Genomic DNA, 23,532 nt, shown 5'->3' with positions numbered 1-23,532 from the left:
GCAGCATGACCACCGCATCGGCAGACGCGCCCGCGACGGCGACGAGCGCCCCGAGCACTGCGCGCACGGCGTCCGCGGCGGCGCCCGCCGATGCCGTCCGACGCGGCGCCGGACCCCGTGTCCGGCGCCGCGTCGGCCTCGCCTGGCTGGGGCTGACCCCCTTCGCCGCCTACGTCCTGCTCTTCCTCGCCGTCCCCGCCGTGATCGCGATCGGCAGCGGGTTCTTCGACGGCTCCGGCGCGTTCACGCTCGCGAACCTCGCAGCCTTCGCCGACCCCTCGGTGCTGCAGGCGTTCGCCGGGTCCTTCGGCCTGTCCGCCGCCTCCGCGGTCATCGGCGCGGTCATCGGCGCGGTCGTCTGCTGGGCGCTCTCGGCGCTGCGGCCGGACGGACTGGTCCGGTCGATGATCGACTCGGCGGCCAGCGTCCTCGCCCAGTTCGGCGGCGTCATGCTCGCGTTCGCGTTCATCGCCACGATCGGCGTGCAGGGACTCGTCACGACCTGGCTGGTCACGGTCTTCCACGTCGACCTCAACGCCGACGGGGCCTTCCTGTACACGGTGCCCGGGCTCGTGATCCCCTACGTCTACTTCCAGGTGCCGCTCATGGTCCTCACGTTCATGCCCGCACTCGAGGGCGTCAAAGCGCAGTGGGGTGAGGCCGCGGCGACGCTCGGCGCCTCGCGCCTGACGTACTGGCGCCGCATCGCGTTGCCCGTGCTGGCGCCGGCGTTCTGGGGGTCGCTCCTGCTGCTCTTCGCGAACGGCTTCTCGTCGTACGCCACCGCCGCGGCCCTCATCTCCCAGGGCGGCATCGTGCCGCTCACCATCCGCACGCAGCTCACCAGCGAGACGATCGTCGGCCTGCAGAACGTCGCCGGGGTGCTCGCCTTCGGCATGGTCGTCGTGATGGCGGTCGTGATGGGCGCCTACTCGCTGCTGCAGCGCCGGGCCGCCAGGTGGCAGCGATGAGCGCCGCGGCTCCGGTGCGGCCGGTGCGGCCGATGCGTCCCGTCCGGTCTGGAGGCTCGTCCCGCGTCCGCCGGTTCGGCACCGCCCCGTCCCGTGGTGCGGCAGCCATCGTGCTCACCGTGATCGGGCTCCTGTTCGCTGTCCCGCTGGTCGCGCTGCTGCAGTTCACCTTCCGGCAGGGCACGGACGGTGGGCTCACCCTCGCGCACTGGGCGGCGATCGGTGACCCGGCCAACGCCTTCACCTACCAGCCGGTGTTCGACGGGCTCGGGGCGTCGTTGCTCATCGCCGTGATCACCGTCGGGATCGTGCTGTTCGTGCTGCTGCCCGCCCAGATCATCACCGCGCTCCGCTACCCCAGGCTCCGGAGCGTCCTGGAGTTCGTCTGCATCGTGCCGATCACCGTGCCGGTCGTGGTGCTCGTCGTCGGGTTCATCCCCGTGTACCAGGTCGTCTCGCAGGTCTTCGGGTCCGGCTCGTGGACGCTGGCGTTCGCGATCGGCATCATCACGCTCCCGTTCGCGTTCCGCCCGATCGCGGCCGCCATCACGGCGACGGACCTGATCGTCCTGTCCGAGGCGGCCCGGTCGCTCGGCGCCTCGTGGTGGACCGTCACCTGGCGCGTGCTCCTGCCGAACCTGCGCCGGGGCATCACCGCCGCGTGCTTCCTGACGATCACCGTGGTCCTCGGCGAGTACACCCTCGCCTCGTTCCTCTCCCGCTCCACGTTCCAGACCGGGCTCGTCCTCGTGCAGGGGACCGACCCGTACGTCGCCGCCATCTTCTCGGTCGCCGCGCTCCTGTTCGGCTTCGTGCTGCTCGTCCTCATCGGCCGGATCGGGACCCGCCGCACCACCCGCGTCCGCCGCACCCGCACCACCCGTCGTCCCCGACTCGAGGAGTCCGCATGACCGTCACCGCCCCGGCAGCCCCGGCGTCCCTCGCCACCACCGGCGCGGTCGTCGAACTGCACGCCGTCGAGAAGCACTACGGCCCGCACCGGGCCCTCGCCGGACTGTCGCTCCGGGTCGAGCCGGGGGAGTTCGTCTCGCTCCTCGGTCCGTCCGGCTGCGGCAAGACGACCGCGCTCCGAGCACTCGCGGGCCTCGAGGCCATCGACGTCGGCTCCATCCGCATCGACGGCCAGGACGTCGCGGACACCCCGGTCAACAAGCGCGACATCGGCATGGTGTTCCAGCAGTACTCGCTGTTCCCGCACATGACGGTCCGGCAGAACGTCGCCTTCGGTCTCGAGATGCGCCGGGTCCCCGCCGCCGAGCGCAAGACCCGCGTCGTCGAGGCCCTCGACATGGTCCGCCTCGGCGAGTTCGCCGAGCGGTACCCGCACCAGCTCTCGGGTGGGCAGCAGCAGCGTGTCGCCCTGGCCCGAGCGCTCGTCACCCGGCCCCGTGTGCTCCTGCTCGACGAGCCGCTGTCGGCGCTCGACGCGAAGGTCCGGGTCTCACTGCGCGACGAGATCCGCCGCATCCAGAGCGACCTCGGCATCACCACCGTGTTCGTCACGCACGACCAAGAGGAAGCGCTCGCCGTCTCCGACCGGATCGCCGTGATGCAGGCGGGTGACATCGAGCAGATCGGCACGCCCGAGGAGCTCTACCGGACCCCGTCGTCGGCGTTCACCGCGGACTTCGTCGGGCAGTCGAACCGGCTGCAGGGCGACCTGCGCGGCGCGGACGTGTTCGTCTACGGGTTCCGCGTGCCGGCGCTCGACTCGTCGATCGCGGACGGACCGGTGCTCGCCTACGTCCGACCGGAGGACATCGCCTTCGCCGCCGAGGGCGTCACCGGCACCGTCGTCAGCTCGAGCTTCCTCGGGTCGATCCGCCGCACCACCGTCCGCCTGGACGACGACACCGTCGTGACCGTCCAGCACGAGGTCGGTGACCGCCGGGCCACCGGCGACCCCGTCGCCGTGCGCCTGCTCGGCGCACCCGTCGCCGTCGCGCCGCTCGCGTAGTCGCGAAGGCGACAGTTCCCGCCGGGCCTGCCGGTGTCCTCTGCGGAAGCGACAGTTCGCTGCGGAACGTTCGCGGCACACTGTCGCTTCGGCGGGGTGGGCGCGACCGACGGGCGGACGGGAGGCCCGTGGCGGCCTGGCACCGCGCCTCCAGGCCGGTGAGGTCAGCGCTGGAAGCGCGCCTCGCGCTCGTCGGCAAGCCCGGCCTCGACGCGTGCGCGCATGTTCTCGGACATGTCGGGCAGTGCGTCGAGCCGGGCCCAGAACGCCTCGGTGTTCTCGCCGTCGGCGGGGTTCGGCGTGCCGGAGACGTACCGGCAGGCGAAGACCAGGTCGAGGTACTGCGAGCGGTCGCCGTTCGGGTAGGTCATCTCGGGCAGCACCTGGACCCACGCCAGGCGTTCGGCGACGGCGACGACGTCCGCTTCTTCCAGGACCTCGCGTTCGGCGGCGACGGCGGGCTCCTCGCCCGGGTCGACGATCCCGGTGACCGGGGTGTACGCACCGGTGTCGGCCCGCCGAACCACGAGCAGTTCGCGATCGGCGCCGGAGCCGCGGGTCACGATGGCGCTCACGCCCGACAGCCAGAGCGTCGCCGTGCCGATCTTCTCGCGCAGGGACAGGACGAAGTCGGGGGTCGGCATGCCTCCACGCTACCCACCCGACCCCTGTCGCAGACTGGTCATGACCAGTAGGCTGGTGGTGTGGAGATCATCATCCTGCCCACGCCGGACGAGGTCGGTCGCGTCGCCGCGGCCAAGATCGCGTCCGTCGTCGCCAAGAAGCCGTCCGCCGTCATCGGTCTCGCCACCGGATCCAGCCCGCAGGGCATCTACGCCGACCTGCGGCGCCGGGTGCAGGCTGGTGAGATCTCGTTCGCCGAGGCGCGTGGGTTCGCCCTCGACGAGTACGTCGGCATCCCGCTCGAGCACCCTGAGTCCTACGCGGCCGTGATCGCCCGCGACGTCGTGGCCCCGCTCGGCTTCGACGCGTCGCGGGTGCGTGTGCCGGACGGCCGTGCCGCCGACCTGGAGTTCGCGGCCAAGGAGTACGACGCCGCGATCCGTGCCGCCGGTGGGATCGACGTGCAGATCCTCGGCATCGGAGCGAACGGCCACATCGGGTTCAACGAGCCGACGTCGTCGTTCGCCTCGCGCACCCGCATCAAGACCCTCGCGCCGTCGACCCGTGACGCCAACGCGCGCTTCTTCGACTCGCCCGAACAGGTCCCGACGCACTGCATGACGCAGGGGCTCGGCACCATCCTCGAGGCCCGCGAGCTCGTCCTCGTCGCCCAGGGGCCGTCGAAGGCAGCGGCCGTCGCCGCCGCGGTCGAGGGGCCGCTCAGCTCCTTCGTGCCCGGATCGGCCCTGCAGCTGCACGAGCACGCGACCGTCGTCGTCGACGAGGAAGCCGCCGCTGGGCTGCAGCTCGCCGACTACTACCGCTACACGTACGCGAACAAGCCGGCCTGGCAGCGGTTCGAGTAGGCGCTGCGCCCCTCTCTCCACTCACACGCCGGCGTCTTGCCCCGGCGCCGCCGAAGCGTCGAGACGCCGCCGAATCCCGCGGCGTCTCGACGATTGCAGGGCGTCGAACGCACACGCCGGCGTCTCGCGGCAGCCACACGCCGGTCGACGCAGCTCGGGTTCAGGCGCGGGCGGCTGCGGCCAGGCGGCTGAGTCCCTCGTCGAGGGTCTCCGCCGAGCACCCGAAGTTCAGCCGCGCGAAGCCCCGGCCCTGCCGTCCGAACGCCGGGCCGGAGCCGAGCGCCACCTTCGCCCGGTCGACGAGTTCCGCTGCGGGGTCGTCGCCCCACGGCTGTGCCCGCAGGTCGAGCCACGCCAGGTACGACGCCTGCGGCTGCCGGTACTCGGCGCCGGGCAGCACGTCGCCGATCCGCTCGGCCAGGGTGCGCCGGTTCGCCGCGAGCTCGGTGAGCAGTGACGCCAGCCACGGTCCGCCCTCGCTGAAGGCCGCGACGCTCGCCGTGTAGCCGAGGATGCCGGTGCGCTCGACGACCTCGGTCGGCAGGCCGTCGAACCACGCGCGGGCCCGCTCCGAGGCGCCGATCATCATCGCGCACTTCGTGCCGGCGAGGTTCCAGGCCTTGCTCGCACTCGTCAGGGCGACGCCGAGCGACACGGCCTCGGGGCAGGACTCCAGGAACGGCGTGAAGACCGCGTCGGCGTGCACGAGCGGCGCGTGGATCTCGTCGGACACCACGACGGCGTCCCACTCGGCGGCCAGCTTCGCGAGTGCGACGAGCGACTCGCGGTCGTGCACCAGCCCGAGGGGGTTGTGCGGGTTGCAGAGCAGCACCGTGCGGGCTCCGTCGGCGAACGCCTGCGCGAGGCCGTCCAGGTCCATCCGCCAGCCGGCCGTGGTGTCGAAGGGGTCGGCCGGGCCCGCGGGGGCGAGCAGCGGGACCTCGGTGACGGTGCCGCCGGCCTCGGACACGTACTCCCAGAACGGCGGGTACACGGGCGGCATGATGACCACCTGGTCACCCGGCTCGATGACCCGGCGCAGCACCTCGACCGCAGCGACCGACACGTCCGTGGTGGTGCGGACCAGGTCGGGGTCGACCCGCCACGCCCACCGGCTCTCGGCGAAGTCGGCGAACACCTCGGGCAGGGCCCGTCCGTGCCCGACGTACCCGGTGTCGCCGTTCGTCACCGCCGTGACCAGGGCGTCGCGGATCGGTTCGGCGAGCATGCTGTCCATCTCGGCGACGAACATGGGGAGCACGTCCGGCGGGTAGGCCGTGTACTTCTCGCTCGTGCGGGACCGGTACGCATCGAAGACGGACACCATGACGCTCATGCGCCCATCCTGACAGCGACCCCCGCGGGGCGCGAGGGTCGGGCGGCGCGCGGGGCCGCGTCCGACGCCGGACCCGACGTGAACAGCGGGAGAGCGATCGGTGACGCGGGAGGCGTCCCCCGTCCGAGGGGGCTAGCGTCGCCGATGTGAACCGATCTCGCGTGCACCGTCGCCCGCTCGTCCGTCCGTTCCCGCTCGCCGCGGTGGCCGCGATCGCCGCCCTGGTGGGAACAGCGATCGTCGCCGCGCCCGCTGTGGGCTCGCCCTCGGCACAGGCCGGGCGGACCGTCAGCGATCCTGCGCGGTACGTCGACCCCTTCATCGGCACGAGCAACAACGGCAACACCTGGCCGGGTGCCACGGCGCCGTTCGGGATGATGCAGTGGAGTCCCACGGGCACCGCGGGTGACCAGACGTCGACCCCGGTCGCGAACGGGTACTCGTACGACGTGAACCGCTTGCGTGGCTTCAGTCTGACGCACCTGAACGGCGCCGGGTGCGCTCCGGGTGCAGCCGGCGACGTGCCGATCATGCCGGTCACCACCCCGGTCACGACCTCGCCGTCGGCAGACTCGAAGGACGCCGTCTACGCCGCCGGGTACTCGCACGACCAGGAGTCGGCGAGCCCCGGCCGCTACGGCGTGACGCTCGACAACGGCGTCCGCACCGACCTCGCCGTGACCACGCGTGCCGGCGTCGGTGCGTTCACGTTCCCGGCGGGCAAGGACGCGAACCTGCTGTTCCGCACCTCGAACTCGATCAACGGCAGCGAGGCCGCGGTCACCCGCGTCGACCCCCGCACCCGCACCGTCAGCGGCAGCGTCCTGACCGGCGGCTTCTGCAGCCGCCGCGCGAACGGCGGCGGCGCCACCAACCCGGACCGTCGCAGCTACTACCGCCTCTACTTCACCGCGACCTTCGACACGGCGTTCGCGAGCACCGGCACCTGGAAGGACGGCACGGTCCAGCCTGGAGGCACGTCCTCCTCCGGTGGGGAGGGCTACCTGACCGGCGCCGACCGCGCCGGACGCGGCTCCGGCGCGTGGGTCGGGTTCGATGCGCGTCGCGGAGCGACGGTGCAGGCGAAGATCGGTATCTCGTACGTGAGCGCGGCCGGGGCGGTCGCGAACCGTGACGGCGAGGTGACCGGGCGCTCGACCGTCGCCAGCGTCGCGGCCGGCACACGGGCCTCCTGGAACCGTGAACTGTCGCGCCTGCGCGTCGGTGGCGGCACGGCGGACCGCACCACCCAGCTCTACACGTCCGTCTACCACGCACTCATGCAGCCGAACACGCTGAACGACCGCGACGGGCGCTACCTCGGGCCGGACCTGCGGGTGCACCGGATGGACCGCGGACACCGGGCCGTCTACGGCACGTACTCCGGGTGGGACCAGTACCGGGCGCAGATCCAGCTGCTCGCCCTGCTGCGGCCGGACGTCGCCGGGGACATGGCGCAGTCGATGCTGCGCTTCGCCGAGCAGAACGGCGGGGTGTGGGACCGGTGGCTGCACCTCGGAGCGCCGACGCACGTGATGACCGGCGACCCCTCGGCCGCGACGCTCGCCACCTGGTACGCCATGGGCGTCCGGAACTTCGACGTCCGGGCCGCCTACGCCTCCCTCAAGCGCCAGGCGACGGTCGAGAACGCGGACGCCGAGAGCGACGTCGGGTGCCCCGGACAGTGCCTGTCGCAGCGGCCCGCGCTCGACGAGTACCTGGATCGGCAGTACGCCGCGAACGACGACTGCGCCTGCTGGGGTGGTGCGGCCGAGACCCTCGAGGACTCGATCTCCGACAGCGCGCTCGGGTACTGGGCAGGCGCACTCGGACTGCACTCCGATGCCCGGATGTTCGCCGCTCGTGGTGGGTACTGGAAGAACACCTTCAACGCGGCGGTCGGCCACCAAGCCGCTCGGCAGGCCGACGGATCGTGGACGCCGGGCTGGTCGCCCTCGACCGGCACCGGGTTCGCGCAGGGCACCAGTGCGCAGTACACCTGGCTCGTGCCGCAGGACGTGCGGGGGCTGTCGAGCGCGCTCGGTGGTGACGACGCCGCCGTCGCACGGCTCGACGACTTCTTCCACGACGCCTCGGGCAACTGGGCCGTCACGGGCGGGGACGCCACGAAGTTCGACCCGACGAACGAACCCGACATCCACACACCCTGGATGTACAACGCACTCGGCACGCCCTGGAAGACGCAGGAGACCGTGCGCCGGGTCGTGGACGACGCCTACTCGACCGGCCCCGGTGGGCTGCCGGGCAACGACGACCTCGGCACGATGAGCGCCTGGTACGTCTTCGCCTCGATCGGGCTGTTCCCGCAGACGCCCGGGCGAGCGGAGATGCTCATCGGCAGCCCGACGTTCAGCACGGTCGACATCCGACGCTCCAGCGGAGAGCGGCTCGTCATCCGGTCCTCGGGGACCGAGCCGTACGTGCAGGGGGCGCGGTTGAACGGGTGGACGCACGAGCGGTCGTGGGTGCCGGCGTCGTTCGTGACGCGTGGCGGCACCCTGTCACTGCGGGTGGGCAACTCGGCGGACACGGGCTGGGCGAGCGGCGAGCGGGGGCGCCCGATCGATCACTGAACACCCCTTGACACACCGTACTTCAGCGGTGATATGTTGACCTCCTCGGGGAACACGAGGGGGAACCATGGGGGATCTGACGGTCGATCTGCCGACCATGCAAGCGGTCGCGCGAGCGGCGGGGCGAGCGGTCACTGACCTGCATCCCGAGCGACCGTTGTCCGGTTCGGACGGCGGTGCGTTCGGCTCAGGGGCGGTCGCATCCGCGTTCATCGCATCGTCCTCGGCCCACGATGCGATGATCCGTTCGCTCGGCGACGACGCGGACACACTCCGTGCGTACGTGACCACCGCCGCCGAAGCAGTCCTGCGGGCGGACGCCGACCTCGCCCGGCGGGTCCGGTGAGCGCGGACCCCGTCGCGGGCGATCCGGACGGCATCCAGCGGATCGCCCGAAGGCACGAAGACCGCTCGGACGCGGTCCGTGACGGCGCCCGGCACGTGCTCGTCGCTGCCGAGCACGCCGCCTCGGGCTGGGCGGGGCGGGCACAACAACAGTTCCTCGTGGCGGCAGCGGCGATGCCGGCGAGTGCGCATCGCGTCGCGGCGAGGCTGGACGCGGCGTCGGCTGCACTCGCCACCTACGCGCGCCAGGTGCGGGAGATCCAGGACGACGCCGCGAGCCTGCAGACGACGCGGCGGAACACCGCGGATGACATCGCGGCCAACGACCGAGCGATCCGCGACGCGACCGCGGTGGCATCCGGACCGGACGCGGTCGAGTCGGATCGGGCACTCCTGCAGCAGCTGCAGCACAGCGGCGAGTGGCTGGCCGGGCTGGACGCTCGGCTGTCGGCGCAGTGGGACGAGCTCGTCGCCCGCCGGGCCGCAGCTGACCGAGCGGCGGCCGCTGCGCTCGAGGACCGCTCGGTGCTCGGCAAGCTGGTCTCCGCCGCGGTCGTGTCCGCGATGAGCGACGGGCAGTTCCTCACGTGGCTCGCCACCCTCGATCCGGAGAGCATCGCTGCGCTCGGTGGCGACTCGCGGGTCGTGAAGCGGCTCGCCGGCATCGACGCGGCGCAGGTCGCCGGGTGGTGGCAGGCGATGTCGGGCGTCGACGGTGCGCCGTCCGCGGCCCAGCGGGCGTTCGTCGCGGCGATGCCGGCGGTCATCGGCAACCTGAACGGTGTCGCCTCCTGGGCGCGGGCACGGGCGAACACGACGGTCTTGGCCGACCGGCTCGCACACGCACGGCGGCAGGTGCGCCACTGGCGCGAGCTGCACGACGCCGCCCGGAACCCCGCCGACGCGGCCGCGGCGCGCGAGCAGCTGCTCGTCTGGGAACGGCAGCGTGACGCCTACCGGAACATCCAGGACACCCTCGCGACGACGCCGGTCTCACTGGTGGCACTCGTCGACGACCGTCCACCGCTCGCGCAGATCGTCGCGGGTGACCTCGACCGTGCCACGCACGTCAGCGTCATCGTGCCGGGCATGAACACCGCGACGTACCAGGACGGCACGGTGCAGGACTACAGCGCGATCGCCATCGGCATGCGTGCGGAACAGGTCCGGGTGTCCGGTGCCCGCGCGGGCGACGTGGCCGTCCTGTCCTGGATCGGCTACCACCCGCCGATGGCCGACGACCCATCGTTCCGGACCGTCCTGGCGGACGACCGCGCGCAGGCGGGCGCGGGCCGGCTCGTGGCCGACCTCGACGGGTTCCACGCGGCACGAGCCGCTGCTGGGCGGGACGCCGACCTGACCGTCATGGGGCACTCCTACGGCACGACCGTGGCGACGATCGCCCTGACGAAGACGCACGCCGACCACGTGGTGCTGTTCGGCTCGGCCGGCGTCACGGACGCCGCACCGAAGGCGTCCGCACTGCACGTGCCCGAGGGACAGGTCTTCGCCACCCAGGGCGCGAAGGACGGCTGGGCCGTCACCGGGCAGAACCTGTCCGGTCGCCGTGACCCGACCGAGTCCACGTGGGACGCGCACGAGTTCAGCTCCGAGACCGAGGGTCGTGGGTCGGACACCCGGCACGGCGTCACCCGCCACGGGCCGTACGACGGCGATGACGACGACGGCCGGTACTCCTACTTCGACAACGGGACCACCGCCCAGTACAACGCTGCACGAGCGGCGATGGGGCACGGGGACGAGATCCCCGAGCGGGGCGGCCCCTTCGACCGGATGCGGCAGCAGACCAAGGACGACTGGCTCATGTACGGCTGGCAGACCGGGGGCACCGGTGACCCGATGCTCTGAACCGTGGGGCGCGGTGATCGCCGTCGTGTGTGCCGTGCTCCTGACCGGGTGCACCGACCCCGCCCCGGACTCCCCGATGCAGAAGGACACGTCGATGAACGTCGAACAGTCGCACCAGGACGTCCTGGACATCTTCGCCGCCGTGCGCTCGGTCGTCGGGCGGGACGGTTGGGGCGATGACGAGCCCGCCTGGTTCATCTGCGGCACGGGAGACCAGGAAGCCGCCCAGTACTCGTACTCGGCCTCGCGGAGGCTCCCGCTGCCGGGCACCCCCGACCAGGTCGCCGGGCGGGTCGCGAAGGCCCTCGCAGCGATCGGGTACGGCGGCGCCCGCGTCGAGCACGACGACACCCTGACGCCCGAGCGCACCGTCATCAGCTACCCGAAGGGGTACCTCGGCGGCACGGCAGGGGACGGTTTCGCCGTCCTGTTCCAGGCGTACGAGTCCCACGCGGACGTGACCATCTACGGGCACTGCGTCCCGGGCCGGGCCCCGAGGTTCGGTGAGCCCCTCAACCCCCGCCCGACCGACCTGCCGTGACGGGTTCGAGCGAACGGTGCGTGCCTCAGCGCAGCTCGCGCCCGCCGCCCCACACACGTTCGACCTCGAGCGCCGACGACAGCGCCACGAGGTCCGCGGCGAACCCCGGCGCCAGCCGACCCAGGCGGTCGCCGAGCCCCAGCGCGCCGGCCGGCACACTCGTCAGCGCCGCCACGGCCTCGGGCAGGGTCCGCCCGGCGAGCGAGACCGCGTTGCGGAGCGCCACGTCCTGCGTCAGTGTCGATCCCGCGATGGTCTCGGTCCCCGCGACGTGTGCGACGCCGTCGGTCACCGTGACGTCGAGCGACCCGAGTCGGTACGAGCCGTCCGCGGCGCCGGCAGCACCCATCGCATCGGTGATCAGCGCGACACGACCCGGCGTCGCCCGGAAGAGCGTGTCCGCCACGACCGGGTGCACGTGCACGCCGTCCAGGATGAGTTCGAGCGTCACGCGGTCGTCCGCCACGGCAGCGCCGATCGGTCCCGGCGCGCGGTGGTGCAGGCCGGGCATCGCGTTGCACGCGTGGGTCAGGATCGTCGCGCCGGCGTCGAAGGCGGCCCGGGCCTGGTCGTACGTGCCGACCGTGTGGCCGACGGCGACCGTGACACCGGCTTCGACGAACCGACGGACGGCGTCGAGCGCGCCCGGCAGCTCGGGCGCGATGGTGACCTGGCGGATGACGCCCTCGCCCGCTTCGAGCAACGCGTCGACCGCAGCGGGCGTCGGGTCGATCAGGAACGACTCGTTGTGGGCGCCCTTGTTGTGCGGGGACAGGAACGGCCCCTCCAGGTGCACGCCGAGCACGAGTGGGTCGGTCGCCATGACGGCACGGACGTGGGTCAGCGACGCCACGAGCGCGGGGACCGGGTTCGCGACGAGCGACAGGACGGAACGGGTCGTGCCGTGCGCGCGGTGCATCGCGAGCGAGCCGTCGAACGAGTCGTCCTCGTACGCCTCGGTCGCCCCACCGTGCCCGTGCAGGTCCACGAACCCGGGCGTCAGGACCCGGTCGCCCAGGTCGACGACCTGGTCGGCCGCGGGGGCCTCGGGGCCGGAGCCGGTCGCGTGGATCGTGTCACCGACGACCAGGACCCAGCCGTCGGCCGTGGTGCCGGCCGCGTCGACGACGCGGGCCGCGCGGACCAGCGTGCGCTGGGCCTCCCGGCCGGTCTGGAGGCCCGTGGCGGTCATGCGGTCTCCTTGCGGAACGCGATCACGCCGCTCAGGGCGGCGATCACGATGAAGACGATCCCGACGACCGGATGGCCGATGGAGATCCAGGTCGCGCCTGCGGCGACGACCAGGGCGACCTCGACGATGGTCTTGCCGACGATGTCGGTCTCGATCGGGGAGCGCGGTGAGCGGAAGAAGTACCAGACGACCGCGGCGAACAGTGGGGCGCCGACCATGAACAGGTAGCCGGGGAGTGGGAGCTGCCACGACCAGTAGCCCCAGAAGGCCAGGGACAACAGCCCGAACACCATCACGGCGATGCGCAGGACCTTCCAGGCCTCGAACCGCGGTCGCGGCTGCCGGACGGCTGCCGGGTCGGGGACCGATTCCCAGTCGACGGGGGACTGCGGGGCGTTGGTCATGGTGCTGCCTACTTGAAGATGATGGTGCGGGCGCCGTCGAGCAGGACGCGGTCCTCGGCGATCCAGCGCACCGCCTGGGTGAGCGTGCGGGACTCCTCGTCCTGCCCGATGGACACCAGCTCGGCCGGTTCCTTGGTGTGGTCGACGCGGACGACGTTCTGCTCGATGATCGGGCCCTCGTCGAGGTCGCTCGTGACGAAGTGCGCGGTCGCGCCGATGAGCTTCACCCCGCGGGCGTGCGCCTGCCGGTACGGGTTCGCGCCCTTGAAGCCGGGCAGGAACGAGTGGTGGATGTTCACGGCACGGCCCTCGAGCGCGGCGCAGAGTTCGGGTGACAGGATCTGCATGTAGCGGGCGAGGACGACGAGCTCGATGTCGTGCTCCTCCACCGCCTGCAGCACGCGCCGCTCCATCTGCTCCTTCGACTCGGCGTCGGTGACCGGACGGTGCTCGAACGGCACGGAGTAGAACGCGGCGAGCTCGGACAGGTCCGCGTGGTTCGACAGCACGAGGGGCACCTCGATCGGCAGCTGGCCGCCGCGCTGCCGGTAGAGCAGGTCGTTGAGGCAGTGACCGGCCTTCGACACGAGCACGAGGGTGCGCAGCGGACGACCGACGACGTCGAGCTGGACGCGGGCGTCGTAGCGGGTGGCGACGGGCGCGAGTGCTGCCTCGAAGGCGGCGCGGTCGACCGGCGCCATCACCTGCAGGCGCATGAAGAACGTGTTGGTGTCGGCGCTGGAGAACTGCTGCGACTCGGTGATGTTGCCCTGGGCGGCGACGATCGCTCCGGAGACGGCGTGCACGATCCCGGGCTGGTCGTCGCAGACGAGCGTCAGGGTCCAGTGCGTGGGGGTCGGGTCGGTCACCGGATCAGGGTACCGGCCGCGGGGGAGGTGCTTCGTGAGCAGGAACGGTCGAGTGCGCCGCGGCGACTCGACCACTCGTGCTCACGAAGCGTCAGCGCCGGTGCGCGAGCAGGCGGCGGACGAAGGAGACCTCCATGCACAGGGCCAGGACCGTCGCGGCGATGCCGATGCCGACGGACGCGGAACCCCGGTCGGCGTTGACGATCGCCGCGATCGGGATGCCGATGCAGAGGATGCCGCAGATCACCACGTTCCAGATCGCGCCTGCCGTGGTGTCACTGCTGAACCCGCCGCCCTTCGCCATGCCCCGACGCCACCGGTCCAGGACGTCCGGCGGTCGTCGAGTGAGCAGAAGACGTCGGGTGCGGGGGTGCGAGCCGTCGTCTTCTGCTCACTCGGCGTCGGGCGAGGCTTCCGATGTCGTTCAGGGAACGGCGGACCCGTCGTCGCCCGCGTCCGGCTCGAGCAGCGGGAGCAGGGTCGCCGAGATCGGTTCCGCACCGTCGCCGAACCATGCGTTGCTCGCCCGGACGATCGGGTGAGCGCGTGCCAGCAGCGCCTCGCCCTGGTCGGTCAGTCGCATCCGGGAGGCCCGTCCCCGGCCCGGTGCGGCGCCCCGCTCCACGAGTCCCCGCGTCGAGAGCCCCCCGACGAGCGTCGTCATGCTCTGCGGTCGGACGCCGACCGCGCGCGCCAGGTCGGCCTGGCTGAGCTCGCCGGCCGCTGCGAGCTGGATGAGCGCGCCGAACTCGACGGGCGTCAACCCGAGCGGCGCCAGCTCGGCCGCGAGTCGGCGGGAGAGCGTCCGTGCGGCCCGGATGACCGTCCACGCCACGATGCCGTCGACGTCGTCGCGCGGGGCTGGGAGTTCCTGGGGCACGGGGCGATCGTACCGGCGTACGTTCTGGTATCAGGAAACTGATACCAGAACGGGTCAGTGGGACGAGGAGCAGACATGGGCGAGATCGTGGCGGTCACCGGCGTGACCGGGGACGTCGGCGGCAAGACCGCGGAGCTGCTGCGGGCGGCAGGGGTGACGGTCCGCGCAGTGGTCCGACGCCCCGAGCAGGTCGACGCGCTCCGGGCACGCGGCATCGACGGTCGCCTGGCCGACCTGGACGATGAGGACGCGCTCACCGCGGCGCTCGACGGGGCCGACCGCTTCTTCCTCGTGACGCCGGTCAGCCAGCGGCAGCGGGAGCAGGGCGCCAGCGGGGTCCGAGCGGCACAGCGGGCCGGGGTCGGACGGATCGTGCAGCTGTCGGGCGGAGACGCCGCCGAGCACTCCCCGATGTCGTGGGCGAGCGCCGCCTGGCACACCGACCGGCTGGTACGCGAGAGCGGGTTGGCGTGGACGATCCTGCACCCCTCGTCGTTCATGACGAACGTGCAGCCCTCGGCACCGGCGATCCGACGGGGGTGGTTCCCGCACACCACGGGCCGCGGGGTGATCGGCTGGATCGACACCGAGGACATCGCCCGGACGGCGGCGCGGGTGCTGACCGAGGACAGCCACGACGGCACCGAACCGGTGCTCACCGGCCCGGACCTGCTCGATGCGCGGGGTGTCGCCGCCGCGCTCGCCGAAGGGCTCGGCCGACCCGTGCGCCCCCTGCACCTGCCGAGCCGGGTCTACGCCGCTGTGCTGCGCCTGAGCGGGGTGCCCGCCTGGCAGGCCGAGGGGCTCCGGCAGCAGTTCGGCCGGGTCGTCCGCCGCGGCCTCGACGGCGTCGACGTGATGAGCGCCGACGTCCTGCGCATCACCGGCACCGCACCGCGGAGCCTGGCCGACTGGGCGCGAGCCCACCGCGACGACCTGCTGGGGTGACCCGTCGCGCCGGAGGTGATCCGGGCCTCCAGCCCGTGGGCCGTCAGCGCGACGTGAGCGTGACGACCAGGTGTTCCTGTACGAAGCCGAGCCAGTCGTAGACGTCGCGCAGGCCGACGCCCGCGTCGGCCTCGACCGAGCGCTCCTCGTCGTCGGCGTCCTCGATGCCCAGCCGGTCGGCGATCGTCAGCCGCAGGTCGGTGAGGGTGCGGAGCCACGCCTGCTCGTCCTCGGCGTCGAGCGAACCGTCGCGGGTGCCCGTCAGCCACTCGTGCACGATCGAGGCGTTCGTCGTCTTCTGCGTGAGCAGGTCGGACTGCGTGTACTTCCGGAACTCCGCGCTCGCCTCGTCGTCACCGGGGTAGGCGTCCGGGAACATCCGCTCGCTGATCGGGTCGGCGGACAGGTCGCCGCCGAGCACCTGCCGCAGCTGCTCGGTGAGCGAGGCGAGCAGGTCGCGCTCGCCGGAGGACAGGCCGAGGTGGACGCCGTCGGCGCGGCGGACGAACGGGATCACGCTTCGGGGGCCTTGTCGACGGTCGCCTGCAGGCCGTAGCCGTGCATCGACTGGACGTGGGCCTCCATCGACTCGCGCGGGCCCGTTGCCACGATCGCGCGGCCGTCGTCGTTCACCTGGTGCATGAGCCGCTCGGCCTGCGCGCGCGAGAACCCGAAGTGCTGCTGGAAGACGTAGGTGACGTAGGACATCAGGTTGACCGGGTCGTCCCAGACCACGGTGACCCACGGGGTGTCCGCCCGTGCACCGGTCCGTTCGTCCGTGGTGGTCCGTTCGTCCACGTCGGGCGAGAGCAGCGTCATGCATCCAGGGTGACACAGGGCGGGGTCGCTCGGTACGATCGTCACGTCGCGACTGGCGTTGGATGGGTCACCATCAGGGAGCGACAAAGACACGGTGCGCGGCCGTACGCCTGGGCTGCACCGACCGACCGTCCGAGTGCGACCAGCTGGTCGTCCGCACACCGTAGGAGTCCCGTGTCCATTGCCGATCTGCCCCCGTTCGTCTCCGACTCTGCCGAGGTGGCCGAGCAGGCCGCCGCCCGCGCCGCGTTCAACGCCCCGCTCACCGAGGTCGACCCCGAGATCGCCGCCGTCCTGCAGCAGGAGCTCGGCCGCCAGCGCGACACCCTCGAGATGATCGCGTCCGAGAACTTCGTGCCGCGTGCCGTGCTCGAGTCGCAGGGCTCCGTGCTCACCAACAAGTACGCCGAGGGCTACCCGGGCAAGCGCTACTACGGCGGCTGCGAGTACGTCGACGTCGCCGAGCAGCTCGCCATCGACCGTGCCAAGGCGCTGTTCGGTGCCGAGTACGCCAACGTCCAGCCGCACTCCGGCGCGACGGCCAACGCCGCTGTCCTGCACGCCATCGCCTCGGCGGGCGACACCATCCTCGGCCTCGAGCTCGCCCACGGTGGTCACCTGACCCACGGCATGAAGCTGAACTTCTCGGGCCGCATCTACAACGCCGTGGCGTACGGCGTCGACCCCGAGACGTTCGAGGTCGACTACGACGACATCCGCGCGAAGGCCATCGAGCACCAGCCGAAGGTCCTGATCGCCGGCTGGTCCGCCTACCCGCGCCAGCTCGACTTCGCGAAGTTCCGCGAGATCGCGGACGAGGTCGGCGCGAAGCTCTGGGTCGACATGGCGCACTTCGCCGGCCTCGTCGCCGCCGGGCTGCACCCGTCCCCGGTCCCGCACGCCCACGTCGTCTCGTCGACGGTCCACAAGACCCTGGGCGGCCCCCGCTCGGGCATCATCCTGTCGAACGACGAGACCCTGTTCAAGAAGCTGAACTCCGCGGTCTTCCCGGGCCAGCAGGGCGGCCCGCTCATGCACGTGATCGCCGCCAAGGCCACCGCGTTCCTGCTCGCCGGCACCCCCGAGTTCAAGGACCGTCAGGAGCGCACGATCCGCGGCGCCCAGGCCCTCGCCGCCCGCCTGACCGCGGACGACGCCAAGGCCGCGGGCATCGACGTGCTCACCGGTGGCACCGACGTGCACCTGGTGCTCGTCGACCTGCGCACGTCCGAGGTCGACGGCAAGCAGGCCGAAGACCTGCTGCACGAGGTCGGCATCACCGTGAACCGCAATTCGGTGCCGTTCGACCCGCGCCCGCCGATGGTCACCTCGGGTGTCCGCATCGGCACCTCGGCGCTGGCGACCCGCGGCTTCGGCGACGCCGAGTTCACCGAGGTGGCCGACATCATCGCGCTGACCCTCATGCCGAACCCGGACGTCGCAGCGCTCTCGGCACGGGTGAAGGCCCTGACCGACGCGTTCCCGCTGTACGCGTGAGCGGCACCATCCCTCGGACGCTCTGGGACGGAGAGGGCAGTGCCGTCCGCATCGACGGCACGGCCCTCGCCGCCCGGACGCTCGACGAACTGCGGGGCCGGATCGACCGCCTGCACGAGCACGGCATCCGTCCGGGCCTCGGCACGATCATGGTCGGCGCGAACCCCGGCTCGATGTCCTACGTCGCGGGCAAGCACCGCGACTCGGCGTCGATCGGCCTCGACTCGCACCGCATCGACCTGCCGTCGTCCGCGAGCGCCGCGGACATCCGGGCCGCGATCCTGCAGATGAACGACGACCCCCGCGTCACCGCCTTCATCGTGCAGCTCCCGCTGCCGCAGGGCATCGACCCGACGCCGATGCTCGAGCTGATGGACCCGGCGAAGGACGCCGACGGCCTGCACCCGACGAACCTCGGCGAGCTGGTGCTCGCCGTGCCGGGTGGTGCCGGCACGATCGACGCACCGCTGCCGTGCACCCCGCGGGGCATCGTCGCGATGCTCGACGCGTACGAGATCCCGATCCGTGGTGCGCACGTGACGATCATCGGCCAGGGGCTGACCGTCGGACGGCCGCTCGGCCTGCTGCTCACGCGACTCGAGGCCACCGCGACCCTGACGCACTCGCTGACCGCCGACGTCGCCGCGGAGTGCCGTCGCGCCGACATCATCGTCGCCGCTGCCGGGGTCGCCGGGCTCGTCAAGCCGGACTGGGTGCAGCCCGGTGCCGCCGTGATCGACGTGGGCATCACCCGCGTGGTCAACGAGGAGACCGGCAAGGCGAAGCTGCACGGCGACGTCGACCCCGCGGTCGCATCGGTCGCGGGCTTCCTGTCGCCGACTCCCGGTGGTGTCGGGCCGATGACCCGCGCGATGTTGATGAAGAACGTGGTCGAGGCCGCCGAGCGCCAGCTGTCGTAGCACGCGCGGTCGCGCGGGGCTCGGCGCGGTCGCGATCGTGAGCAGCAATGGTCGGGTGGCGTCATCGCACCCGACCATTGCTGCTCACGAGGTGCACCCCGCCGGTGCTACGGTCGCGGCATGGGGGACGAACGACTGCAGACGGCGCCGGTGATGCGACCCCGGACCGAGCCGTCGCAACTGACCAAGGACGCCCGGTGGCTGATCGTCATCGTGGCGATCTGCGTGCTGTTCCAGGCTCCGGGGTCGACCTGGGCGACGACCTTCGTGCACGCCGGCCAGGAGTACACGTTCACGTCGGGTCCCTGGTTCGGGTGGACGCTCGCGACGGTGGGGTTCGCAGTCGTCGGGTTCGTCGTCGCGATCGCCCGCCGTGGGGCAGCCCGGTTCGACGAGCACACCGTGATGGGCCTGACCCTGGCCGCCGTGCTCGGGACCACCGCGCTGGTGTGGCTGCTCATGCCGGCGCAGTCCGCGTGGGTGGAGTGGGCCGTGGAGCACGGTCGGGCGCACCCGTTCGTGCTCGGGAACGTCGTGGAGCACGTCCGGTACGCGGACTACCTCGGCTGAGTCGGCCGAGCCGTCGAACGCACGGCGGGCACGGCTCGTCCGGCCTCGCCGTGCTTTCGTGCTGAACGACAGCTCACGGGCTGATCGCCGCGTGACCTGTCGCTGAGCGCGAAACGTCGAGCGCCGAGCGCCGAGCGGCCGAGCGCGCGGGTGACGGCCTGCGCCGCAGCGGTCAGTCGCGCCGAGCGCCCTGCGCGGCGCGCACCGTGAACACGTTCGGCTCGCGGTACCCGGCGTCGGCGAACGCGGCGGTGACCGCTGCGGCGATCGCGTCACGCGACGCCTGGTCGACGAGCGCGATCGCCGCACCGCCGAACCCCCCGCCGGTCATGCGGGCGCCGACGGCGCCGTGCTCGACCGCCGTCGCGACGGCCAGGTCGAGCTCCGGAACGGAGATCTCGAAGTCGTCGCGCATCGACTCGTGCGACGCGACCAGCAGCGGACCGATCGCCCGGGGGCCCTGTTCGCGCAGGGTGCGGACGGTGTCCAGGACACGCTGGTCCTCGGTCACGATGTGCCGCACACGACGGAAGGTCTCGTCGTCCAGGAGCTCCTGCGCACGGGGCAGGTCCTCGATGCTGACGTCACGCAGTGCCTCGACGCCGAGCACTTCGGCACCCTTCTCGCACGAGGCCCGACGAGCCGCGTAGCCACCGGTCGCGTGGGCGTGCTCGACACGGGTGTCGATCACCAGGACCTCGAGCCCGTTCGCTTCGAGCGCCAGGTCGACGACGGCGGTGTCGAGCGTGCGGCAGTCGAGGAACACGACGGCGTCCTGCTCGCCGAGCAGCGAGGCCGACTGGTCCATGATCCCGGTGGGGGCGCCCACAGCGTGGTTCTCCGAGTACTGCCCGACGCGCGCCAGGGACTTCCGGTCGAGGCCGAGTGCCCACAGGTCGTTGAACGCCAGCGCGACACCGCACTCGATCGCGGCACTGGACGACAGGCCGGCACCGACCGGGACCTCGGAGTCGATGAAGACGTCGAACCCGGTCTTGTCGCTCAGATCGGCACCCGCCTGCTCGCGCAGGGCCCAGGCGATCCCGAAGACGTAGGCCGACCAGCCGTCCATGGCCCCGGGCGACAGGTCGTCGAGGGACAGCGCGACAGGCTCGCTCTCGGCGTCGAAGGCCGATGCCACGCGGATCATCCGGTCGTCGCGCTGGGCGATGGACGCGGTGGTGCGACGGTCGATCGCGAAGGGCAACACGTAGCCGTCGTTGTAGTCGGTGTGCTCACCGATCAGGTTGACGCGACCCGGTGCGGAGTACCGCACCGTCGGCTCGTACCCGTAGACCTGCTGGAACGTCATGCGCGCTCGACTCCTTGTCGGATGAACTCGGCCGCCTTCTCGGGCACGAGGTCCCCGATCCAGGCGCCCATGGCGGCTTCGCTGCCGGCCAGGAACTTCAACTTGTCCGCCGCGCGTCGCGGCGAGGTGATCTGCAGCATCAGCCGCACGGTGTCGCGGGCGGTGTGCACCGGCGCCTGGTGCCACGCGGCGATGTACGGCGTCGGGTCGCCGTAGAGCGCGTCGAGCCCACGGGTGAGCCGGAGGTGCATGTGCGCCAGCTCGTCCTTCTCGGCGTCGGTCAGGCCGGCGAAGTCGGGCACGTGGCGGTGCGGCAGCATGTGGATCTCGATGGGCCAGCGCGCGGCGAACGGGACGAAGGCGGTGAAGTGCTCGCCGGCGAGGACGACCCGCTCGGAACCCCGCTCGTTCGCGAGGTGCTGCTCGAACAGGTCCGGCCCGAACCGCTCGATGCTCGCGAGCAGGCGCTGGGTGCGCGGCGTGATGTACGGGTACGAGTAGATCTGCCCGTGCGGGTGGTGCAGCGTGACGCCGATCGCCTCGCCCCGGTTCTCGAAGGGGAACACCTGCTGGATGCCCGGCATCGCGGAGAGCGCGGCGGTGCGGTCGGCCCAGGCTTCGACGACGGTGCGGGCACGCGACTCGGAGATGGAGGCGAAGGAACCCGAGGTCTCGGGGGAGAAGCACACGACCTCGCACCGGCCGACCGAGCGGAGCTGGCGGTTCAGGCCGACGTCGCTCAGGGACTCGAGCGACTCGGGGGCGTCGTCGGCTTCGAGCAGCGGTCCGAACGACGGCGAGCGGTTCTCGAACACCGCGACGTCGTAGCGGCTCGGGATCTCGGACGGGTTGGCCGGGCTCTGGGGCGCGAGCGGGTCCTGGTCGGCCGGCGGCAGGAACACACGGTTCTGCCGGGACGCAGCGATCGACACCCACTCACCCGTCAGGACGTCCTGCCGCATCCGCGCCGTCTCGGGCCGCGGGTCGAGCACGCGGTCGTCGATGCTGCGTTCCGCAGGCAGCGTCGAGTCGGCGTCGTCGAAGTAGAAGAGGTCGCGGCCGTCCGCGAGCTTCGTCACGCGCTTGGTGATCACCGGAACAGCCTAGCGCCCATCCGAAGCGTTGCGAAGGACATCGGAAGCAAGCGAAACTGTCCACATGACGGACGCCGACCTCTCCTTCCTCGCCGGCGCGCTGCCCGCGCCCCTGCGGCAGGACCGCATCGTCGCGATCGTCGACGGTGCCCCGGGCATGGTCCGGACGGCCGCGTTGGCCGCGTCCCTCGGCACCAGCGAGGTGACCGTCCGCCAGGACCTCGCCGTCCTCGACCAGGAGGCCCGGATCCGCCGGGTGCACGGGGGCGCGGTCCGCCTCGGGGCCGGCTCCACCGAGCGCCCCTTCGAGGAGACCGCCGTCGAGCACCAGGTTGCCAAGGCGGCCATCGGCCGTGCGGCCGCGGCGCTGGTGCGCCCGGGGGAGTGCGTCGTCCTCGACGTCGGCACCACGCCGGCCGCCGTCGCCGAGGCGCTCGTGGCCCGGACCGAGCTCACGGGCGTCACCGTCGTCACGAACTCCCTCACCACCGCGCTCGCGCTCGAGCGAGCGGTCCCGCGCTTCACCGTGATCGTCACCGGCGGCACCCTCCGGCCCCTGCAGCACTCGCTCGTCGCACCCTTCAACGGCGCCGTCCTGCCGATGATCGCGGCCGACCTCGTGTTCCTCGGCGGCACCGGCCTCGACGTCGACCACGGCCTGACGAACGTGAACCTGCCCGAGACCGAGGCCAAGCGGATGCTCGCCACGACGGCCCGGCGTACCGTCGTGGTCGCGGACGGGTCGAAGTTCGGCCGGGCCCACATCGGGGTCGTCCGCGCGCTCGAGGACATCGACGTCGTCGTCACCGCCGAGGCCGACGCCGACGCGGTCGCCACGATCCGGGCGGCCGGGGCCCAGGTGATCGTCGCCGACGGCGAGCAGCGCACCGAACCAGCCGGAAGGAAGAACACCCCATGACCGCAGCACCCACTGGTGGCCAGTACCGCCTCCACCACGCCGGACCCGACGGGGTCGTCGAAGCCGTGGTCACCGAGGTCGCCGCGGGCATCCGCGAACTCCGTGTCGCCGGCTTCGACATCACCGAGCCGTTCCCCGTCACCGAGCAGCCGCCGGGCGCGAACGGCATCGTCCTGGCGCCCTGGCCGAACCGCGTCGCCGGTGGTGTGTGGGAGCTCGAGGGCAAGCGGCAGCAGCTCGACATCTCGGAGCCGAAGTACGGCAACGCCTCGCACGGGCTGCTCCGCTTCGCACCGTACCGGGTGGTGTCGCAGACCGAGACCTCGATCCAGCAAGAAGCGACGATCCACCCGCAGCACGGGTGGCCCTTCACCCTCGAGACGCGCGTGCTGCACGAGCTCGTCGACGACGGCATCCGTGTCACGCACGAGGTCACGAACCGCTCGGGCGTCCGCGCACCCTTCGCCGTCGGCGCGCACCCGTACCTGCGTGCCGGTGACACCCCCGCCGACGACCTGGTCGTCACGCTCGACGCCGCGACCGCGTTCACCGTCGACGAGCAGAAGGTGCCGAACGGGTCGGTGCCGGTCGAGGGCACGCCGTACGACCTCCGTCAGGGCCGGCGGGCCGGGGACTCGGACCTCGACACCGCGTACACGGACGTCACCCCCGACGCCGAGGGGATCCGCCGCACGACGATGCACGGGCCCGAGGGCGACGGGGTGGAGCTCTGGCAGGACGCCTCGTTCCCGTACGTGCAGGTCTTCACGTCGCGCGAGTACCCGCGCGGCGACGGGAAGGGCCTGGCCGTCGCGGTCGAACCGATGACGGCACCCGCGAACGCCCTGAACTCCGGCGAAGGTCTGCGCTGGCTCGAGCCGGACGAGACCTGGACCGGTTCGTGGGGGATCCGCCGCGTCTGGTCCTGAGGACTCCGGTCGGCTCGCACCGCTGACACGACGAAGGCCCCGCCGGGTGTCCGGC

At 72.0% G+C, this 23,532-nt stretch carries 24 protein-coding genes and 1 riboswitch; of the genes, 13 read left to right on the top strand and 11 right to left on the bottom strand.

Translation table 11 applies throughout. From position 1 onward, the window contains the following. The first annotated feature begins 5 nt into the window (after positions 1–5). Genes MXD64_RS16130 through MXD64_RS16120 form a run of 3 tightly spaced genes read left to right on the top strand, consistent with a single transcriptional unit; the run spans position 6 to position 2,949 of the window. A complete protein-coding gene (locus MXD64_RS16130) occupies positions 6–971 on the top strand; it encodes an ABC transporter permease (protein ID WP_071250408.1) in 966 nt (321 codons plus the stop codon). Further along, positions 968–1,882, top strand: a complete 915-nt coding sequence (locus MXD64_RS16125; protein WP_263136799.1) for an ABC transporter permease — start codon at positions 968–970, stop codon at positions 1,880–1,882. The genes MXD64_RS16130 and MXD64_RS16125 overlap by 4 nt, the downstream gene beginning before the upstream one ends. Next, complete coding sequence (locus MXD64_RS16120) at positions 1,879–2,949, top strand: ABC transporter ATP-binding protein (RefSeq protein WP_071250234.1); 1,071 nt, start codon at positions 1,879–1,881, stop codon at positions 2,947–2,949. The genes MXD64_RS16125 and MXD64_RS16120 overlap by 4 nt, the downstream gene beginning before the upstream one ends. Positions 2,950–3,113: 164 nt before the next feature. Here MXD64_RS16120 and MXD64_RS16115 read toward each other — a convergent pair whose 3' ends face one another. Beyond that, on the bottom strand, positions 3,114–3,593 hold the full coding sequence (locus MXD64_RS16115) for an NUDIX hydrolase (protein WP_263136798.1): 480 nt from the start codon (positions 3,591–3,593) through the stop codon (positions 3,114–3,116). 60 nt (positions 3,594–3,653) lie between these two features. Here MXD64_RS16115 and nagB point away from each other — a divergent pair, with 60 nt between their 5' ends. Beyond that, positions 3,654–4,439: a glucosamine-6-phosphate deaminase gene (gene nagB / locus MXD64_RS16110; protein ID WP_140448517.1), complete on the top strand. Its 786-nt coding sequence runs from the start codon at positions 3,654–3,656 to the stop codon at positions 4,437–4,439. A 160-nt stretch (positions 4,440–4,599) separates the two neighbouring features. On the opposite strand, the gene MXD64_RS16105 is transcribed toward nagB, so the two are convergent. Further along, the gene (locus MXD64_RS16105) at positions 4,600–5,775 is read right to left on the bottom strand and encodes a MalY/PatB family protein (RefSeq protein WP_263136796.1); all 1,176 of its coding nucleotides are present in this window, start codon (positions 5,773–5,775) and stop codon (positions 4,600–4,602) included. Between the two features lie 146 nt (positions 5,776–5,921). Between MXD64_RS16105 and MXD64_RS16100 the strand changes: the two genes are divergently transcribed. The 3 genes from MXD64_RS16100 to MXD64_RS16090 all read left to right on the top strand — a co-directional run bounded on the left by MXD64_RS16100 (position 5,922) and on the right by MXD64_RS16090 (position 11,124). Beyond that, positions 5,922–8,369 carry a GH92 family glycosyl hydrolase gene (locus MXD64_RS16100; protein ID WP_263136794.1) on the top strand — a complete coding sequence of 816 codons (2,448 nt, stop codon included), beginning with the start codon at positions 5,922–5,924 and terminating at the stop codon, positions 8,367–8,369. A gap of 342 nt (positions 8,370–8,711) precedes the next feature. Then, positions 8,712–10,583 carry an alpha/beta hydrolase family protein gene (locus tag MXD64_RS16095; protein WP_263136793.1) on the top strand — a complete coding sequence of 624 codons (1,872 nt, stop codon included), beginning with the start codon at positions 8,712–8,714 and terminating at the stop codon, positions 10,581–10,583. Positions 10,584–10,596: 13 nt separating this feature from the next. Beyond that, complete coding sequence (locus MXD64_RS16090) at positions 10,597–11,124, top strand: hypothetical protein (RefSeq protein WP_042539246.1); 528 nt, start codon at positions 10,597–10,599, stop codon at positions 11,122–11,124. A 25-nt stretch (positions 11,125–11,149) separates the two neighbouring features. Here MXD64_RS16090 and nagA read toward each other — a convergent pair whose 3' ends face one another. The 5 genes from nagA to MXD64_RS16065 all read right to left on the bottom strand — a co-directional run bounded on the left by nagA (position 11,150) and on the right by MXD64_RS16065 (position 14,469). Next, positions 11,150–12,316, bottom strand: coding sequence for an N-acetylglucosamine-6-phosphate deacetylase (gene nagA, locus MXD64_RS16085; RefSeq protein ID WP_042539248.1), 1,167 nt, complete (start codon positions 12,314–12,316; stop codon positions 11,150–11,152). After that, entirely contained in the window at positions 12,313–12,720 is a 408-nt protein-coding gene (locus MXD64_RS16080; protein WP_052481808.1) for a YrdB family protein, read from the bottom strand. Before MXD64_RS16080 ends, nagA begins: the two co-directional genes overlap by 4 nt. Before the next feature lie 8 nt (positions 12,721–12,728). Then, positions 12,729–13,589, bottom strand: a complete 861-nt coding sequence (gene purU / locus MXD64_RS16075) for a formyltetrahydrofolate deformylase (RefSeq protein WP_056071870.1) — start codon at positions 13,587–13,589, stop codon at positions 12,729–12,731. 91 nt (positions 13,590–13,680) lie between these two features. Next, on the bottom strand, positions 13,681–13,893 hold the full coding sequence (locus tag MXD64_RS16070; RefSeq protein WP_042539250.1) for a hypothetical protein: 213 nt from the start codon (positions 13,891–13,893) through the stop codon (positions 13,681–13,683). Positions 13,894–14,013: 120 nt separating this feature from the next. Next, entirely contained in the window at positions 14,014–14,469 is a 456-nt protein-coding gene (locus MXD64_RS16065; protein ID WP_111032312.1) for a MarR family winged helix-turn-helix transcriptional regulator, read from the bottom strand. 75 nt (positions 14,470–14,544) lie between these two features. On the opposite strand from MXD64_RS16065, the gene MXD64_RS16060 reads away from it, so the two are divergent. Next, a complete protein-coding gene (locus MXD64_RS16060; RefSeq protein ID WP_052481810.1) occupies positions 14,545–15,417 on the top strand; it encodes an NAD(P)H-binding protein in 873 nt (290 codons plus the stop codon). Between the two features lie 43 nt (positions 15,418–15,460). Here MXD64_RS16060 and MXD64_RS16055 read toward each other — a convergent pair whose 3' ends face one another. Next, a complete protein-coding gene (locus MXD64_RS16055) occupies positions 15,461–15,934 on the bottom strand; it encodes a DUF2017 family protein (protein WP_017888109.1) in 474 nt (157 codons plus the stop codon). Then, entirely contained in the window at positions 15,931–16,236 is a 306-nt protein-coding gene (clpS, locus tag MXD64_RS16050) for an ATP-dependent Clp protease adapter ClpS (protein ID WP_017888108.1), read from the bottom strand. The genes MXD64_RS16055 and clpS overlap by 4 nt, the downstream gene beginning before the upstream one ends. Before the next feature lie 38 nt (positions 16,237–16,274). Further along, a riboswitch (ZMP/ZTP riboswitch) is annotated at positions 16,275–16,359 on the top strand. Positions 16,360–16,455: 96 nt separating this feature from the next. On the opposite strand from clpS, the gene glyA reads away from it, so the two are divergent. The 3 genes from glyA to MXD64_RS16035 all read left to right on the top strand — a co-directional run bounded on the left by glyA (position 16,456) and on the right by MXD64_RS16035 (position 19,223). Beyond that, positions 16,456–17,733 (top strand): serine hydroxymethyltransferase, encoded by a 1,278-nt coding sequence (gene glyA / locus MXD64_RS16045; protein ID WP_056071863.1) that lies wholly within the window; start codon positions 16,456–16,458, stop codon positions 17,731–17,733. After that, the gene (locus MXD64_RS16040; RefSeq protein ID WP_259553061.1) at positions 17,730–18,653 is read left to right on the top strand and encodes a tetrahydrofolate dehydrogenase/cyclohydrolase catalytic domain-containing protein; all 924 of its coding nucleotides are present in this window, start codon (positions 17,730–17,732) and stop codon (positions 18,651–18,653) included. Before glyA ends, MXD64_RS16040 begins: the two co-directional genes overlap by 4 nt. A gap of 120 nt (positions 18,654–18,773) precedes the next feature. Beyond that, positions 18,774–19,223: a hypothetical protein gene (locus tag MXD64_RS16035; RefSeq protein WP_042539253.1), complete on the top strand. Its 450-nt coding sequence runs from the start codon at positions 18,774–18,776 to the stop codon at positions 19,221–19,223. Between the two features lie 172 nt (positions 19,224–19,395). Here the strand turns inward: MXD64_RS16035 and galK are convergent, their stop codons facing one another. Next, positions 19,396–20,535, bottom strand: coding sequence for a galactokinase (gene galK, locus MXD64_RS16030; RefSeq protein ID WP_140448513.1), 1,140 nt, complete (start codon positions 20,533–20,535; stop codon positions 19,396–19,398). Then, positions 20,532–21,629 carry a galactose-1-phosphate uridylyltransferase gene (galT, locus tag MXD64_RS16025; RefSeq protein ID WP_140448512.1) on the bottom strand — a complete coding sequence of 366 codons (1,098 nt, stop codon included), beginning with the start codon at positions 21,627–21,629 and terminating at the stop codon, positions 20,532–20,534. Before galT ends, galK begins: the two co-directional genes overlap by 4 nt. Positions 21,630–21,693: 64 nt before the next feature. Here galT and MXD64_RS16020 point away from each other — a divergent pair, with 64 nt between their 5' ends. Both MXD64_RS16020 and MXD64_RS16015 read left to right on the top strand, forming a co-directional pair. Next, positions 21,694–22,548 (top strand): DeoR/GlpR family DNA-binding transcription regulator, encoded by an 855-nt coding sequence (locus tag MXD64_RS16020; protein ID WP_017888102.1) that lies wholly within the window; start codon positions 21,694–21,696, stop codon positions 22,546–22,548. Further along, the gene (locus MXD64_RS16015) at positions 22,545–23,477 is read left to right on the top strand and encodes an aldose 1-epimerase family protein (protein WP_017888101.1); all 933 of its coding nucleotides are present in this window, start codon (positions 22,545–22,547) and stop codon (positions 23,475–23,477) included. Before MXD64_RS16020 ends, MXD64_RS16015 begins: the two co-directional genes overlap by 4 nt. Positions 23,478–23,532 lie beyond the last annotated feature (55 nt).

It is taken from the genome of Curtobacterium sp. Arg-1 (assembly GCF_025643395.1).
Taxonomy (GTDB): domain Bacteria; phylum Actinomycetota; class Actinomycetes; order Actinomycetales; family Microbacteriaceae; genus Curtobacterium; species Curtobacterium poinsettiae.
This window is presented reverse-complemented; position numbering and strand designations above follow the sequence as displayed.